Here is a 14,946-nt window from a genome sequence, read left to right on the forward strand (position 1 = left end):
CCCGACGCATTGAAGGGGATTTTCAGCATGTCAATTGGACAAGCACAGCGCAACTCGTTCGAAGAGCGCATAAAGCGCATCGGAACGAATGCGCCGAATACCATGGGCGAAGTGCACATTGGGCCACGGGACGAAAAGACGGCGCGCAAGGGCAAGTCGACCAACACCGTTCGCTTAAAGAACAAGAAGAAAAAGGTTCGGGTCGGCGAAGGATCCAATCTGGTTTTGGTGCCTGTCGCAGTGATTATCGGTGGCTTATCTGTTTTTGCGGGCAAGGCGGCGGCGTTTCACTTCTTTCAAGACGGCGGTTTGATGCCAATCGAAATACCTGTGGTGGCGATTCAACCTTACATTATCTACGCCCATCTTTTGATCGCAGGCCTGTTGGCGCTGATGTTTACCTGGACGTTCGGTTTAAAAGGAATGATGCGCAAGTTGGCGGTTGCAATTGGGTTTGGTGCGATGCTCTTCGGCGAAATTCAGATGATCGAAAAGTTTCCGGAAACCTATGCGAACTTCTTTTCAAAAGACTATGTTGCCGCTGCGCTAAAATCGCGCGCGTAACCAGAAACAAAACAAAAAACAAACTAGCAGGGCGCGCCGTCGTGGCGTCGCCCTGTTTTGCTGTGTGAGAGGAATTCATGCTTAATATCAAAGATCTGCACGTCAAACTTGAGGAAGAAGATAAGCAAATCCTCAAGGGCGTGGATTTGGAAGTGCCAGCGGGTGCGGTGCACGCCATTATGGGCCCCAATGGCTCAGGAAAATCGACGTTAAGTTACGTGCTGTCTGGTCGCGACGGGTATGAAGTGACTGGCGGGTCGGCAACTTTGGAAGGCGAGGATCTACTTGACCTTGATCCCGAAGAACGCGCTGCGGCAGGATTATTCCTGGCGTTCCAGTACCCAGTCGAAATTCCCGGTGTGGGCAACATGACGTTCCTTCGCACCGCCTTGAACGCTCAGCGAAAAGCACGCAATGAAAGCGAAATCAGTGCGGCGGAGTTCCTTAAGCTCATCCGCGAAAAGGCGAAGTCGCTGAAAATTGATGCTGATATGCTGAAGCGGCCTGTAAACGTTGGATTCTCAGGTGGCGAAAAAAAGCGCAATGAGATTTTGCAGATGGCGGTTCTGGAACCAAAGATGTGCATTCTAGACGAGACTGATTCGGGACTTGATGTTGACGCTATGAAATTGGTTTCCGAGGGAGTTAATGCACTTCGTGATGCTGGCCGTTCGTTTTTGGTTATTACGCATTATCAGCGGCTTCTTGACCACATCCAACCTGACGTCGTTCACATCATGGCCAATGGCCGAATGGTGAAATCGGGTGGTCCGGAACTGGCTCTTGAAGTGGAAAACAACGGCTATGCGGACATACTCGCGGAGATGGCATAATGACATTGCCTGCGTCTGAACTTTCAGAAACCGAAGAGCGACTGATGTCGATGTCGTTGCCGAAGGGCGGGTTCACCGCCGAGGCACGAACATCTGCGTTGGCACGCGTTCGGCAAATTGGATTGCCATCGCGTCGCGATGAGTACTGGAAATACACACGCCCTGATCTTTTGGCTGCAATTGACCCAACTTCGTCCGCTCCGCTGAGAACCGATACACCCATCTTTGGTGATATCGACAAGGTGCGGTTGGTCTTCGTTGATGGCGTCTTTGATGCCGACGCATCGGATGACATCAAGTTGGAGGGGGTGGAAGTTTCGCTCTTGTCCGCTGCTGACCAGAAAGACATTCACTGGGCAAAGTCGTTGTATGGCGAGTTAGAGGCGGCTGGACAAAATCCGGTTAAGCGGCCCTTTGCGGCTTTGAACACCACGTCTGCAACAGAGGGTGTTCTTGTCCGTGCAACAGGCACAGCGCCTAAGCCGCTGCACATTTCTTACCGTCAGTCTTCGCAGACGTCTGATGCAATCATTCATCACTGTATTCGAGTTGAAGACGGGGCGTCGTTGACGGTTTTGGAAACCGGTACTCCGGGCGCGCGAAGCAATATTGTGACTGAGTTTGATATCATGGAAGGGGCTACGTTACACCACGTGCGGCCGCAAGGGCGCGCCCATAACCGACAGGTCGCGTCACACATCTTTGCTCGCGTGGCCGGTAACGCGTGTTTCAAATCCTTTACACTGGCTCTGAACGGGAAGCTCACCCGGAATGAATGCGTCATTGACATCGTTGGCGATGATGCCGTTGCTCATGTTGCAGGGGCAGCTTTAGGTGACGGGGTTAATGGTGAATTCCATCACGACGATACTGTTTTTATCACACACCGTGGGTTGAATTGCGAAAGTCGGCAAGTTTTCAAGAAGGTGCTTCGCAACGGTGCGGTTGGCGTATTTCAGGGTAAAATCTTAGTGGAGGAAGGTGCTCAGAAGACTGATGGCTATCAAATTAGCCAGGCGTTGTTGTTGGATGACGATGCGCAGTTTTTGGCGAAGCCAGAATTGGAAATTTATGCCGATGACGTGGCCTGCTCCCATGGTTCCACAAGCGGCGCAATTGACGAAACTGCCTTATTTTATCTGCGCGCACGGGGAATAAGCCGACAGGATGCGCAAGACCTTTTAACCCTTGCTTTTTTGGCTGAAGCCATCGACGAGATTGAAGATCAAGCTCTCGCAGACGATATCTTGCATCGATTAGAGCGTTGGCTATCTCGTCATCGTGGCGAGTAATGGGGCGGTGAATTGAGTGTAGTCCTCGATGTTTTGCGAACGTATCGCGCGCCGCGGCTGATAATGCGCCGTCGGATAGGCAGTGTTGAACGTGAAGATCGGGCGCTTGCGACGCTTATGGCTGCTTGCACGCTCATCTTTGTCGCTCAGTGGCCGCGCCTGTCTCGAGAGGCGTTCCAAAACGTTGAGACAACCCTAGAGGCACTAATGGCTGGCGCATTGTTTGGCTGGTTGGTTATAGCGCCGCTTGCAATGTACGGAATTGCATTTTCAGTGTTTCTCCTAATGCGTTTGCTTAGGAGTTCGGTGTCCGCCTATGAGTCTCGAATGTCTTTGTTCTGGGCTTTGTTGGCTGCCGCGCCGCTTTGGCTGTTGACGGGATTGATGTCTGGGTTCTCGGGCGCGACCACAGGCACTCGTGTCATTGGAGCCTTGGCACTTGGAGCGTTTCTTGTTTTCTGGGGGTTAGGACTTAAAGAAATGGCCAGTCAAACCCGGGTTGAGGCCCAATAGAGATGTATAACGTATTCATATCACTAGCGCGACAGGCGTTGCGTCAGCCCAGAGAGGCTGCAACAACTATGATGTCAGTGGGCGTGCCGCAGTCGGCACTTTGGCCAATGTTCTGGCTGTTGGTTGTAGCGTCTGTTTTGCTCATACACGTAGGAGGGGCGCCAGCAAGCGAAGATGGTCAGGCCCTCATGCCGCCGTTTGTATTTGTCTTGATGTCCGGTGCAGCTGGAACTGCTTCTGTTTTTGCCATTTGGAAAATTGGCCAGCTCATGGGCGGAAGCGGGAGTTTTCAAGAAACTCTATTGTTGACCATATTCTTACAGGCGATCATCTTTGCCGGCCAAATGATCGAGCTTGTCATTTTTGTTGTTTTCCCATCCCTTGCGGGGCTTTTTTCGGTTCTGCTGATCTTGGTGGCTTTTTGGATGAACCTGAACTTTATAGCCGCTTTGCATGGGTTTGCCTCTCTTTGGAAAGCGTTGGGAGTTTTTGTGCTCGCGTCGTTCGTTGTTTTACTTGTTCTCATGACGGTGACTTCTCTTGCGGGCCTTCGCGTTGAAGGTGCAGCCTGATGTTTGATGTGGACAAGGTCCGTGGCGATTTTCCGATCCTGGATAGACAAGTTAATGGAAAGCCGCTGGTATATTTTGACAACGGGGCGTCTGCTCAAAAACCCAGCGTCGTAATCGACGCGGTTACGCAGGCTTATTCGCAAGAGTACGCTAATGTGCACCGCGGATTGCACTACTTATCCAATTTAGCGACAGAAAAGTATGAATCTGTTCGCGGAACGATTGCCCGCTTCTTGAACGCCGCGTCTGAAGACGAAATTGTCATGAACTCCGGAACGACGGAGGGCATCAATTTGGTTGCTTACTCCTGGGCTATGCCAAGGCTTCGTGCCGGAGACGAAATCGTGCTTTCGGTCATGGAACATCACGCAAACATAGTGCCGTGGCATTTTTTGCGCGAACGCCAAGGTGTTGTTCTTAAGTGGGTCGATATCGATGAAACCGGTGGTTTGGATGCACAGAAGGTCGTTGATGCAATTTCGGAAAAAACCAAACTTGTTGCGATAACACAGCTCTCAAATGTCTTGGGCACCCGGGTTGATGTGAAGTCGATCACCGAAGGCGCCCATGCCAAAGGTGTTCCTGTCTTAGTCGATGGCTCGCAGGGCGCAGTTCACATGCCGGTCGATGTGCAGGACATTGGGTGTGATTTCTATGCGATCACCGGACACAAACTTTATGGACCGTCGGGGTCCGGCGCCATCTATATTCGCCAAGAACGTATGAACGAGATGCGGCCGTTTTTCGGCGGTGGCGACATGATACGAGAAGTCCACAAGGACCACGTGACCTATGCAGATCCTCCGATGCGTTTTGAAGCAGGCACGCCGGGTATTGTGCAGCAGATCGGGTTTGGAGCCGCATTGGAATATCTGATGGCGCTGGGTATGGAAAATGTGGCTAATCACGAAAATGAGTTACGTGACTATGCCGTCGAGAAGCTTTCGGGTCTCAACTGGATGAGTGTTCAAGGCACCACGGCAGACAAGGGCGCAATATTCTCATTCACACTCAACGGTTCCGCACATGCTCACGACATTTCCACCGTCCTGGACAAGAGGGGTGTAGCAGTGCGGGCCGGGCACCATTGTGCCGGTCCATTGATGGATCATCTGGGCGTTTCGGCCACCTGCCGAGCCAGTCTCGGACTTTACAACACCAAGTCCGAAGTCGACACTTTTGTTGAGGCATTGGAACTGTGTCACGAGCTCTTTGATTAGACGTCGATCAACGGATGCTTGGCGGCAAACAGTTCGGCATCTAGCAGTTCCTCTATCCCACTTCGTAGTCCTTTAATCACTGTGCGAACGCGCTTTGTATCAGCGGTCGCAGGATTAATATGGATGTGCAAAACCCGCTCGATCCTGTCCATTTCGCCCGTCGCCCTAATTAGGCCTTCATCGCGCTTGGCCAGGCACATAGGCAACACGCATCGCCCAAAGCCAGATCGTGTTGCTGCCAGAAGAATTGTCGCATCCGTTGCTGTTAGCCGGACCTGGGCATTTTTTGCCAGTCGTTTGCGAACCTGTCTGGAAAATGAGGGCCCATGGGCGTCATCGTCTTTGAACTGAACCCAATTATTGCTTGTGCAATCGAAGTTCGCTGACTGGTAAGAAGCATAGGGAACGCGGCAAAATGGCACTGCGATATCTGATCCAGTTGCTGCTGCATCAAACCACAACGATACAGTTGCCTCCCCATGAAGTGGAGTCGGTGGAAGTCGCCCGGACAGACGCAATTCAAGGCCAAGGCTACTTTCGAGAAGGTTGGGAAAAACTTGGTCCGCCAGCAGTTGCAGCATCCATGTATTTGCCATTACCCGGACGATCCCGCTGGGACCGTGTTGAGAATTGGAAAGCATATCGCCCATACGCTCTAGTCTGGCTTCAATCCGTTCCGCATCGGCCAAAACAATCTGACCTTGGTCAGTCGGAAGAAAACCAGATTTCGAGCGGATGAATAGTTTGGATCCCAATTGAGTTTCTAATGCTGACAGCCTGCGTCCAGCGGTCGTTTGGTCCATACCCAAGCGCTGCGCCGCGCCTGTAAGTGATCCCGCCTGCACAACCGCCAGCGCAACTTTTAGATTATCCCAGTCCATTTAATCATCCTGCATATTTGCAGGAAGGTTAGGCGCTTATTCGCCTTAATGTCTATACACATGATTTCTATGGTCCGAAGCATACGCATTTAATCCGAATGATCGGAAGGGTGCGAACAGAAACTTTGAGGACAGTTACCAATGAAGTTCATTCAACTTTTGGCTGCGGTCGGAATTACGGCGGTGCTTTCAGCCTGCGCTCAGCAACCTGAATCCATTCGCCCAGAGCCGACATTTGACAAATTAGGTGGCGGAGAATGTGAAGAAGGCTGGGTCTATATACCCGGCACTGCACCGCGTCCGCCGGAGTGTATTCCGGAAGACGATTGTGATCCGATCACTTTGGCTGACGGATCTGTGGTATGGGATTGCCCGCCACCACCGCCGACCCGTGATCGTGACCGTGATGACAGTTCATCGTCAGGAGGCACAACGCGGCCATCTACACCGGGAACACCTCCCGGATCGACTGCGCCTAGAGTGTAGTCTACTTCGCGCGCTCCGATGTGGCCTTCAATCGGAGCGCGCTGATTACTCGATTGCCAGAGATATTTCAGCAAGCTATAGAGCGCATCGAGCACCCGTAGCTCAGCTGGATAGAGCGCTGCCCTCCGAAGGCAGAGGCCAGAGGTTCGAATCCTCTCGGGTGCGCCAATAAAAACAGCAAGTTAGTCGATTGGCGCGATGGATTTAGTCTAGTATTAGTCTAAAACGCATAGTCTGCAGCAAGAGATCGATGCTGTTTTGCAAATTGAGTACGTGATGAGTTAAGACTGGCGACTGTCGCTCGAGATCGGGTCCCTGTCTCTCCGCCACTATATCACTGGAAATATTTGTAAAAAAACAATAAATTTTCCACGTTCGATAGCTATCCCCACAATAGTACCAACTGCGTTGAGCATATTATTAATGCACCAGTGCTTAATGGCCAATCGACGACATAAGTCAGTGCAGTGCCAAAAAAATTCAAACCTTAGCGAGTGGTAGTTCTTCTACTATTAGGTTGGTGATAATAACTTGGCCTTCGTCATTGACTTCGCTCATGGGTTCGGGGTGCCGAAAGGGAATTTCGGCGTCGTAGCCAAAAAAGGAAAATCGAAACTCCACTGCCCCAAAGTCCTCGGCATCAGCGTCGAGCCGCTCGATCCCTTCAGGTTCAATGACAAAATCCACGCGCTCAACGAAACCATCCGCACCAATGGCAAATCGTGCTTTGTTAGCATTTTTCATCAGTTCCGTGACGTTTTCGAAATCTCCGAATGGACCTTCGAACTCCCATAGTCGACCTGAGTCTGCCTTCCCGAATTTCTTGTCCTCAATCGCTTGCCGAACGAAATCTTCAAGATTGTCCGTCGTCAGGGTTTTGGGAACCAAGAGTTGCTTAAACAAGTAAAGAGTTTGGCTCGTCTGGTTGATGTTATTATGCGGCGCGCTGTCTGTGATGCAAGCGCCGCGCTTCGAGCGTCTTTCGTTTGATCCTTTCCCGTTGTCTTAGAATGGCTTTGTCACGCCCGAAGTAGACGTCGGCGGGTGTGACGTTGTTCAGGCTCTCGTGGTAGCGCTTGTGATTGTAGTGATCGACGAAGGCTTCGATCTGGGTTTCGAGGTCTCCCGGAAGGAAGTAGTTCTCCAATAGGATGCGGTTCTTCAGGGTTTGATGCCACCTCTCGATCTTGCCCTGTGTCTGGGGATGATATGGTGCGCCCCGAGAATGCTTCATGCCTTTGTCCTGCAGCCATTCAGCCAGATCGCCAGAGACGTAACTGGACCCGTTGTCGCTGAGGAGGCGGGGTTTGTGGATGACGTGAACCTGATCGCACCCTGATGCTTGTAGCGCCAAATCCAGGGTGTCCGTCACGTCCTCTGCCCGCATGTTCGTGCAGAGTTTCCACGAGATGATGTAGCGGCTGTAGTCGTCCAGGATTGTGCTGAGATAGAACCAGCCCCAGCCAAGCACTTTGAGATAGGTGAAGTCGGTTTGCCAAAGCTGGTTGATCGCAGTGGTCTTGTCTTTGAACTCGTTTGCCGCCTTGAGCACGATAAAGGCCGGGCTGGTGATCAGATCGTGAGCCTTCAGGGCCCGATAGACTGAAGATTCCGAGACGAAGTAGCGCTCCCGATCCGTGAACGTCACTGCCAGTTCGCGCGGCGACAGCTCCGTCTCCTGCAGCGCCAGCTTGACGACCTTGCGCCGGACTTCGTCGGGGATGCGGTTCCAGACATGTCTGGGCTTAGGCGCTTGATCCACAAGGCCAGCGTCGCCGCGCTGCCGATACCGATCATACCAACGGTAAAATGTGGTGCGGGGGATGCCCAGCTTTGCCAATGTTCGACGAGCAGACAAATGCGACCCCTCAACAAGCCGGATGATCTCCAACTTCTCAGATGCAGCATACCTCATTCTTGGTCGCCCCCACCGCCGGTCATGCTTTTTTTGAGAAGACGCAGTTCCAGTGTTTGCTCGGCAACGACCTCCTTCAGGTCTCGGGCTTCGCGGCGCAGGTCCTTGACTTCGTCGGTCGTAGCCGCACGCGCCGTATCTCCAGCAAGCCGCCGTTTGCCAGCTTCCATGAAGTCCTTGGACCATTTGTAGTAGATACCTTGAGATATTCCCTCACGACGGCACAACTCAGCAATGCTGTCTTCGCCACGCAAGCCATCCAGCACGATCCGGATCTTCTCTTCTGACGAATACTGTTTGCGCGTCGCGCGCTTGATCTCTTTGACGATCTTCTCGCCGGGGCTCCTGCGAGTTCCAGTTGTCTGTCTCATGTCCCACTCCTCAGTGGTTACGATGAGCCAACAAAACTCTCTTATCAAATTAACCTAATTGGACCCATAGGCGCTGACTTCAGACATATTTGTCCACATTCCGAAGACGGGCGGAACATCGATGGCGCTGGCGCTGGAAGCGCGCGCAATGGCGGAGGACATCCTGATCGGAGACACGCCAAAAGCGGTGCGGCGTAGGAAACGGTTGAAATTGATCGAAGCTCGGGGGCGCATTTGGAAGCATAGTCGGCTGAGAGATATTGATGGTGCGAGCGGTATCGGGGCGCTGGACGAGTTCTTTGTCTTTACGATGGTGCGCGATCCATGGACTCGGGTTTTCAGCCTGTATCATTGGTTGAGAGCGCAAAACTTTGATCACCCGGTGGTTCCAAAGGCGAAAGGACTGGAGTTCGGTCCCTTTCTTCAAGACCCTATCGTGTCTGACATGTTGTCGCGGGATGCGGTTGATCAGTATGTGACAGACAATAGCGGCAAAAATTACTGCAATGCCTTTGTGCGATTGGAGCATTTTAGAGAAGATATCGTGCCCGTTGAAACGCACTTGGGTTTCAAGCTGGGGGTATTGCCGCATGCCAATGGTTCTGATCGTCCGACAAATGTGCGGGGGGCTTACGATGCGCGATCTGCTGAGCAGGTGAGGGCATGGTTTGCGACAGATATCGAAAGGTTCGGATACGAGTTTTGACGGTTTTTGGTGGTAGGTTCGGGAAATTGACCTTCGAAGCAATGGTGTGTTGCGCCGCGAATTGATGATATTTCGGAAATTATTCTTAATCGCATGTGTGTTTCACGGAATTCATAGTAATTCAGCGATATAATATAGTATCTGATTGAAATGTATAAGCTATTTCGGATGACGGGGCCAATAACTGTGTTTCCCACCTCAAAACGATCCTGATAAAACCGGGAAATTGTCGGGGGCCTTCCGCATTCTTGCCCGATTTCACCGTCAAAAGGACCAGTGCCGGGGGGCAAAAGAATAAGGGTAAAGCTCCTAATGGACCGACTGACCGAAATGGAGGCGTTTGCGACCGTCGTTGATCAAGGCGGGTTCACTGATGCTGCCAAGAAAATGGGGATATCGAAGTCAGCCGTGTCAAAGCACGTCTCGTCTTTAGAAGCCCGACTTGGTGCGCGTCTTCTGAACCGCACAACACGACGCGTATCGCCGACCGAGATTGGCCTGGCCTATTACGACCGCGCACGGCGTGTGTTGAATGATGCTGGCGAGGCCGATGCACTTGTCACTTCAATGCAGTCTGCACCCTCGAGGCTGCTGCGTATTTCGGTTGCGACCGATTTTGGTGTGAACCACCTGTCACCCGTCCTTGGCGACTTCTTGCAGGAGTTTCCGGACATCACGGTGAACATGGTGCTGAACAACCGCTATGTTGAGCTGATTTCGGAAGGCTTCGATCTGGCCATTCGAATTGGTGAGCTGGAAGACTCGACCCTTCGCGCCCGTAAATTGTGCGAAACAAATCGTCGGATGATAGCCAGCCCGGAATACTTCAGCAAGTATGGCCAGCCGCAGAAGATCGACGATCTGAACGAACACAAACTTTTGCACTATTCCAACAATTCATCCGGCAACGTATGGAAACTGACCGCGCCTTCCGGTGAGAAGCGTCAGGTTCGAACTGCCGGTTGGCTGACGGTCAACGACGGTCAGTCATTGCTGAACGCCGCGATTGCCGGTCTTGGCATCGCTTACCTGCCATCGTTCCTTTATGCGGAAGCGATGGAGCAGGGGCTGGTTCAGGAAGCCATTCCAGAGCTGCCGATCGAAACACAAGGTATCTTTGCAGTTTATCCTCCGGGCCGTTTCACACAGCCTAAGGTGCGTGCATTTATCGATTTCCTTGTCCATGCCTTTGCAGAAAAAGGCCCGGACAGCTGGTGAGAATCTCCTGTATGTGACGAGTTTTCCCTCGGTAAGTTAGAACTCGGGCGCCAAATGGGCGCCCGTTTTTTTTGGGGGTGCTTAACGTTCCAGCAGGACAACTTCGACACGACGGTTGAGTGCCCGCCCGTCTTCAGTCAGGTTTGAGGCGCGCGCCGCCAGGTATCCGACGCCGCTTGCTTCAAGCTGTGTCGTGGCAACGCCATAAATTTCGGTCAGCCGGTTGCGGACCGCTTCGGCGCGACGCTGGGACAGTGCTGTGTTAGCTTCCAGTGAACCGACGCTGTCGGTATGCCCAACCAGAACGATCCGGGCTTGGGGTTCGGTGGCTAACCATGCGGCAAGGGATTGCAATGACGTGTAGTCTTGGTCACTTAACTGATCCGAACCTGATCCGAAGTCCAGGTCATCCAGCACGATATGGCCGCTGGCAATCAGCACATCAATCATGGCATCGCCTTCGGTGGGGTCTTCGACCACGGTAGCGGACGACGGGTCTGGGGCGGTCAGATCGGCGGGCGTGGCGTCGAAAACTTCAGTGATATGAACGAAACCAGCGTCAGATGCGCGCGAAGTGACAATCGCGACGGTGTGCGGTTCGGACGTGGCGGCGCTGGTGTTGCGCATCAGAAGATAGCGATAGTCGCCCAGATCAACGTGCATCGCTGGTTCGCGCAGTAAGTCCAGTTGGAACCGGAAATCGAAGCCGCCGCAAATGACATCATTGCAGGAATACACCTCGGAATATCCATCGGAAACAAGAGCTTCACGGATGGGTTGCAAGAGCTGCAGAGTGGTCTGCGGGCTGCCGGTGATGCGGATTGCGCGGTTGCGAATAGCGCCTTCCACAATAGGAGGCGATGTTGATGACCACGCCGCCTCGGGCAGTCGAATAGATGTGGCAGGCGAGATTTCGAAGCGCGAGATTGACCCGCCGGGCACATTGAACTCGACGGCGGCAACCGAGGTCGCAGAAGCCAAGAGGAATAGAAATGCTGTCCGGATCATAGGTCTGCCTTGTCTGCGCGGCGATAGTGATACTGCGCGACCTCGCTCATGCCAAGCGAACGATAAAGAGCATTTGCCGGGTCGTTGGCGCGCGTGACCATCAAAGTCATCCAGCGCGCCCCGGTTTTGGCAGCCCAATAGGCGGCGGCTTTCATCATTTGTCGACCAGTTCCATGGCGCCGGTATTCTGGCAATATCTCAAGCGCGTGCACCATGGCGATATCTTCATGGCAGGCGACAAAGACAGTGCCGACTGGTCGATCCTGATACCGGCCTATGATCGTAGTTTTAGGGCCTTTGGCGCGCTTCATAACATTCCAGCGAGGTGCAAGCACGCCCCCTGCCGCCCAAATTTCGGTCTGGATTGCAAGCGGTGGCCATGTCGGCAGCATGGTGGCGGGGGCAGGAGTTTCAGACAACGCGTTGATTTCGATGGAGTAAACGGCAACGGGATCGACGATGCAATATCCCCTGTCATCCAAAGCCTGATCTAGCGCATCATCGTTTGGGCGGATCATAAAAATAGGCGGCTGGAGAAGTGCCGCCATCTCAAATTCGGCTGCTGTGATGTCGCCGTTGCCAATATCGGCAATGGAGGTCGCTGCGGAAACACGTTGCCCGCCACCATCACCCTTGCGAATGATCCATGGACCAGTGCGCGAAAAACCGGCAGCTGGCCATGTCGCGTCCAGGGCCTGAAACAGCCGATTTGAATCCGGCGTTGTCATGATCGAGCGCCCGGAAACTGCGTTAGAAGTTCCTGGACGGCCGCGTCTATGCGGTTTTTGTCGGTGCTGCGAAAAACGACGTTGCTGCCATATATCCCATCTTGGTTAAACGGATATGAACCGATGGTGAGATCGGTGAAGGCGGCTGCAAGGTCGGCCAATGGGCCGGCAATATCGCCTTCGCCGCGCTCGATCCGCAGCGAGATGGATTGCAATTTGGAACCGCCCGTCAGGGACGGAAGCACCGAAGCAACCATCGCCTGAAAGATACTTGGAACACCGGCCATGACGTGGACGTTTCCAAGCGTAAAGCCTGGAGCGGCTGAGATTGGGTTGTCGATTAGGGCTGCGCCATCGGGAATGCGGGCCATTCGTAGCCGGGCTGTGTTCAGGATTTGATTTTGGCGATCATAGTGATGTTGAAGGATTGCGCGCGCGTCCTCGCGCACGTCAATCTGCACATCAAATGCGGCGGCGACACAGTCGGCGGTGATGTCGTCGTGGGTTGGGCCGATGCCGCCAGACGTAAAGACATGATCGAAAGACCCTGACAGGTCGCGAACGCCTGCAATGATGGAGTCGGGTTGATCAGAGACGACGCGAACCTCTTTTAAATCAATGCCTTTGTCGGTCAGCTGCCCAGCAAGATAGTGCATGTTAGCATCGCGGGTTCGACCCGAAAGAATCTCGTCCCCGATCACCAGCATTGCCGCCGTTGGATTGCCCATTGCCCCGTCCTTGCACAGCCTTCAAGGCCGGTATAGGCCGCAGGTCATGCGCTTTCAAACCCCTCTTGTGCCTGGACGGCTTTTGCGCCGTTACAAACGCTTTCTGGCGGATGTTGTGCTGGAGGGTTCCGGCGCGGAAGTGGTGGTTCATTGTCCGAATCCCGGTGCGATGCTGGGGCTTGCAGAAACCGGAATGCGAGTTTGGGTTGAGCCAAATGACGATCCCAAAAAGAAGCTGAAATATGGTTGGCGGTTGGTCGAGTTGGGGGCTGGGCATCTGGCAGGGATAGATACTGCGGTGCCAAACCGGGTCGTTGGCGAGGCGTTGCGCACAAGGGCTATTCCGGAATTGGCTGGATGGGAAAATGTGCGAGCGGAAGTGCCTTACGGCGAGAAGAGCCGGGTTGATTTCCTGCTGACGGAAGATGAGTTGCCCGACATTTATGTCGAGGTGAAAAACGTGCATCTTCAGCGGGTTGGAGATTTGGCGGAGTTTCCGGATTGTGTGACAGCGCGCGGTGCGCGCCACCTGGATGAGCTTGCATCGATGGTGCGCGGCGGGCACCGGGCGGCCATGTTCTATCTGGTCCAGCGGACGGATTGCACGCGGTTTTCTTTGGCACGGGACATTGATGTGAAATACGCTCAGGCCTTTGACCGCGCGCGGTCGGCGGGGGTCGAGGTGCTGTGCTATGGCACCGAGATCAATAAAAGCGGCGTGACCCTCGGGGGCCGGCTGCCGTTTGAGCATTAGCGGCATCTGGCACTTGTCGGCAGAACGACTTATATCAGCCGAAACGGGTTAAGGATCACAGCTGTGGACGAACGCAGGCAGGGCCGTGTCACGAAAGACGGCATCCGAATTTATGACGCCGAAGACTTTCAGGGCATGCGCGTTGCGGGTGAGCTGGCTGCACGGATTCTGGATGAGATCGCGCCGATGGTGGTGCCGGGGGCGACGACTGGTCTGATTGATACTGCGATTACCAATATGGTGGATGAAGCGGGGGCGACCTCGGCCACGATTGGGTACAAGGGCTATCAGCACGCCAGTTGTATCAGCGTGAACCATGTCGTTTGTCATGGAATACCGGGCGATAAGCGCCTGAAAGATGGCGATATTCTGAATGTAGACGTGACGGTGATTGTGGACGGATGGTATGGCGACACCAGCCGGATGTATGTGGCCGGCAAGCTGAGCCGGAAGGCAGAGCGGTTGGTTCAGGTGACCCATGACGCGCTGTTCAAGGGGATCGAGGCGGTGAAGCCGGGCAAAACGTTCGGTGATATTGGCCATGCCATTCAGGCTTATGTCGAAGCGCATCGGATGTCTGTGGTGCGGGACTTCTGCGGCCATGGATTGGGGCGGGTGTTCCATGCGCCGCCGAATGTTCTGCACTATGGACGTCCCGGAACCGGGGCCGTTCTGGAGCCGGGGATGTTCTTTACAATTGAGCCTATGGTCAATCTGGGGCGTCCCGAGACCAAGGTTCTGGCCGATGACTGGACGGCGGTGACGCGGGATAAGTCCTTGTCAGCACAGTTTGAACACTCGGTCGGGGTGACGGAAGACGGGTGCGAATTGTTCACCTTGTCGCCCGGTGGAAAGTTCCATCCGACCTGGGGCTAACCCGATTTTCTTTACGCATTGTTAGGGAAGTATTGCTTGCGGCGCTGGTTGGCCGTGGCGGGCGGTTTTGGCGCAATTCTCTGTGGAAACTGATGAAAATCGGCTGTCTGTATCGCGTCGGTATCATGTCGGTATTACGTCGGTGGACCCGAGCGGTGGGTTTTGGTTCCGTTAAGGTTTGGGAAACGGATTTCGACACGAAATCCGGGGAGCGGGCTGCTGCCCGCTGGCGCGCCGCGCGGGGATATTTTTGGGCCGATAATCGGGATGGTAGCGCAATG

The 14,946-nt window shown here is 53.8% G+C and carries 17 protein-coding genes and 1 tRNA gene; 12 read left to right on the top strand and 6 right to left on the bottom strand.

Annotated elements, in window-relative coordinates; all coding sequences use genetic code 11:
* The first annotated feature begins 27 nt into the window (after window positions 1–27).
* The 6 genes from GKR98_13640 (at window position 28) to sufS (ending at window position 4,994) form a co-directional block, all read left to right on the top strand.
* Window positions 28–564 (top strand): hypothetical protein, encoded by a 537-nt coding sequence (locus GKR98_13640; protein ID QMU59140.1) that lies wholly within the window; start codon window positions 28–30, stop codon window positions 562–564.
* Between the two features lie 77 nt (window positions 565–641).
* Window positions 642–1,397, top strand: coding sequence for a Fe-S cluster assembly ATPase SufC (gene sufC / locus GKR98_13645; GenBank protein QMU59141.1), 756 nt, complete (start codon window positions 642–644; stop codon window positions 1,395–1,397).
* Window positions 1,397–2,689 carry a Fe-S cluster assembly protein SufD gene (locus tag GKR98_13650; GenBank protein ID QMU59142.1) on the top strand — a complete coding sequence of 431 codons (1,293 nt, stop codon included), beginning with the start codon at window positions 1,397–1,399 and terminating at the stop codon, window positions 2,687–2,689. Before sufC ends, GKR98_13650 begins: the two co-directional genes overlap by 1 nt.
* A gap of 12 nt (window positions 2,690–2,701) precedes the next feature.
* Window positions 2,702–3,202 (top strand): YIP1 family protein, encoded by a 501-nt coding sequence (locus GKR98_13655; protein QMU59143.1) that lies wholly within the window; start codon window positions 2,702–2,704, stop codon window positions 3,200–3,202.
* A gap of 107 nt (window positions 3,203–3,309) precedes the next feature.
* Window positions 3,310–3,774 carry a hypothetical protein gene (locus GKR98_13660; protein ID QMU59144.1) on the top strand — a complete coding sequence of 155 codons (465 nt, stop codon included), beginning with the start codon at window positions 3,310–3,312 and terminating at the stop codon, window positions 3,772–3,774.
* Window positions 3,774–4,994, top strand: a complete 1,221-nt coding sequence (gene sufS, locus GKR98_13665; protein QMU59145.1) for a SufS family cysteine desulfurase — start codon at window positions 3,774–3,776, stop codon at window positions 4,992–4,994. Before GKR98_13660 ends, sufS begins: the two co-directional genes overlap by 1 nt.
* On the opposite strand, the gene GKR98_13670 is transcribed toward sufS, so the two are convergent.
* Window positions 4,991–5,875: a LysR family transcriptional regulator gene (locus tag GKR98_13670; protein ID QMU59146.1), complete on the bottom strand. Its 885-nt coding sequence runs from the start codon at window positions 5,873–5,875 to the stop codon at window positions 4,991–4,993. The two genes, sufS and GKR98_13670, sit on opposite strands and share 4 nt — an antisense overlap.
* Before the next feature lie 141 nt (window positions 5,876–6,016).
* On the opposite strand from GKR98_13670, the gene GKR98_13675 reads away from it, so the two are divergent.
* Window positions 6,017–6,361, top strand: coding sequence for a hypothetical protein (locus tag GKR98_13675; protein QMU59147.1), 345 nt, complete (start codon window positions 6,017–6,019; stop codon window positions 6,359–6,361).
* A 91-nt stretch (window positions 6,362–6,452) separates the two neighbouring features.
* Window positions 6,453–6,529: transfer RNA gene (locus GKR98_13680), tRNA-Arg, on the top strand.
* A gap of 312 nt (window positions 6,530–6,841) precedes the next feature.
* Here the strand turns inward: GKR98_13680 and GKR98_13685 are convergent.
* Together GKR98_13685 and GKR98_13690 are read right to left on the bottom strand one after the other, a co-directional pair.
* Window positions 6,842–7,264 carry a hypothetical protein gene (locus GKR98_13685; protein ID QMU59148.1) on the bottom strand — a complete coding sequence of 141 codons (423 nt, stop codon included), beginning with the start codon at window positions 7,262–7,264 and terminating at the stop codon, window positions 6,842–6,844.
* A gap of 31 nt (window positions 7,265–7,295) precedes the next feature.
* Window positions 7,296–8,647, bottom strand: a protein-coding gene (locus GKR98_13690) for an IS3 family transposase (GenBank protein QMU59149.1) whose coding sequence is annotated in 2 segments (ribosomal slippage) — window positions 7,296–8,309 and window positions 8,312–8,647 — 1,350 coding nt in all. Because the reading frame shifts where the segments join, the coding sequence is not laid out codon by codon here.
* A 121-nt stretch (window positions 8,648–8,768) separates the two neighbouring features.
* Here GKR98_13690 and GKR98_13695 point away from each other — a divergent pair.
* Window positions 8,769–9,353 (top strand): Type II secretory pathway, pullulanase PulA, encoded by a 585-nt coding sequence (locus tag GKR98_13695; GenBank protein ID QMU59150.1) that lies wholly within the window; start codon window positions 8,769–8,771, stop codon window positions 9,351–9,353.
* Window positions 9,354–9,665: 312 nt separating this feature from the next.
* Window positions 9,666–10,571, top strand: coding sequence for a LysR family transcriptional regulator (locus GKR98_13700; protein QMU59151.1), 906 nt, complete (start codon window positions 9,666–9,668; stop codon window positions 10,569–10,571).
* Window positions 10,572–10,652: 81 nt separating this feature from the next.
* On the opposite strand, the gene GKR98_13705 is transcribed toward GKR98_13700, so the two are convergent.
* From GKR98_13705 to GKR98_13715, 3 genes are read right to left on the bottom strand one after another with little or no spacing between them, the layout of a single operon-like run.
* Window positions 10,653–11,579 carry an OmpA family protein gene (locus tag GKR98_13705; GenBank protein QMU59152.1) on the bottom strand — a complete coding sequence of 309 codons (927 nt, stop codon included), beginning with the start codon at window positions 11,577–11,579 and terminating at the stop codon, window positions 10,653–10,655.
* Window positions 11,576–12,307, bottom strand: a complete 732-nt coding sequence (locus tag GKR98_13710) for a GNAT family N-acetyltransferase (protein QMU59153.1) — start codon at window positions 12,305–12,307, stop codon at window positions 11,576–11,578. The genes GKR98_13705 and GKR98_13710 overlap by 4 nt, the downstream gene beginning before the upstream one ends.
* Window positions 12,304–13,035 (bottom strand): competence/damage-inducible protein A, encoded by a 732-nt coding sequence (locus GKR98_13715; protein QMU59154.1) that lies wholly within the window; start codon window positions 13,033–13,035, stop codon window positions 12,304–12,306. The genes GKR98_13710 and GKR98_13715 overlap by 4 nt, the downstream gene beginning before the upstream one ends.
* A gap of 46 nt (window positions 13,036–13,081) precedes the next feature.
* Here GKR98_13715 and sfsA point away from each other — a divergent pair, with 46 nt between their 5' ends.
* Both sfsA and map read left to right on the top strand, forming a co-directional pair.
* Entirely contained in the window at window positions 13,082–13,789 is a 708-nt protein-coding gene (gene sfsA / locus GKR98_13720; protein ID QMU59155.1) for a DNA/RNA nuclease SfsA, read from the top strand.
* A gap of 54 nt (window positions 13,790–13,843) precedes the next feature.
* Complete coding sequence (gene map, locus GKR98_13725; GenBank protein QMU59156.1) at window positions 13,844–14,665, top strand: type I methionyl aminopeptidase; 822 nt, start codon at window positions 13,844–13,846, stop codon at window positions 14,663–14,665.
* Window positions 14,666–14,946: the final 281 nt, after the last annotated feature.

The organism is Boseongicola sp. (assembly GCA_014075275.1).
In the GTDB taxonomy this organism is placed as follows: Bacteria; Pseudomonadota; Alphaproteobacteria; order Rhodobacterales; family Rhodobacteraceae.

Bases quoted from the DNA above. Each gene is read 5' to 3' on its own strand.
- GKR98_13640 (QMU59140.1), top strand. From the start codon at position 28: ATGTCAATTGGACAAGCACAGCGCAACTCGTTCGAAGAGCGCATAAAG.
- sufC (QMU59141.1), top strand. From the start codon at position 642: ATGCTTAATATCAAAGATCTGCACGTCAAACTTGAGGAAGAAGATAAG.
- GKR98_13650 (QMU59142.1), top strand. From the start codon at position 1,397: ATGACATTGCCTGCGTCTGAACTTTCAGAAACCGAAGAGCGACTGATG.
- GKR98_13660 (QMU59144.1), top strand. From the start codon at position 3,310: ATGTTCTGGCTGTTGGTTGTAGCGTCTGTTTTGCTCATACACGTAGGA.
- sufS (QMU59145.1), top strand. From the start codon at position 3,774: ATGTTTGATGTGGACAAGGTCCGTGGCGATTTTCCGATCCTGGATAGA.
- GKR98_13670 (QMU59146.1), bottom strand. From the start codon at position 5,875: ATGGACTGGGATAATCTAAAAGTTGCGCTGGCGGTTGTGCAGGCGGGA.
- GKR98_13675 (QMU59147.1), top strand. From the start codon at position 6,017: ATGAAGTTCATTCAACTTTTGGCTGCGGTCGGAATTACGGCGGTGCTT.
- GKR98_13695 (QMU59150.1), top strand. From the start codon at position 8,769: ATGGCGCTGGCGCTGGAAGCGCGCGCAATGGCGGAGGACATCCTGATC.
- GKR98_13700 (QMU59151.1), top strand. From the start codon at position 9,666: ATGGACCGACTGACCGAAATGGAGGCGTTTGCGACCGTCGTTGATCAA.
- GKR98_13705 (QMU59152.1), bottom strand. From the start codon at position 11,579: ATGATCCGGACAGCATTTCTATTCCTCTTGGCTTCTGCGACCTCGGTT.
- GKR98_13710 (QMU59153.1), bottom strand. From the start codon at position 12,307: ATGACAACGCCGGATTCAAATCGGCTGTTTCAGGCCCTGGACGCGACA.
- GKR98_13715 (QMU59154.1), bottom strand. From the start codon at position 13,035: ATGGGCAATCCAACGGCGGCAATGCTGGTGATCGGGGACGAGATTCTT.
- sfsA (QMU59155.1), top strand. From the start codon at position 13,082: ATGCGCTTTCAAACCCCTCTTGTGCCTGGACGGCTTTTGCGCCGTTAC.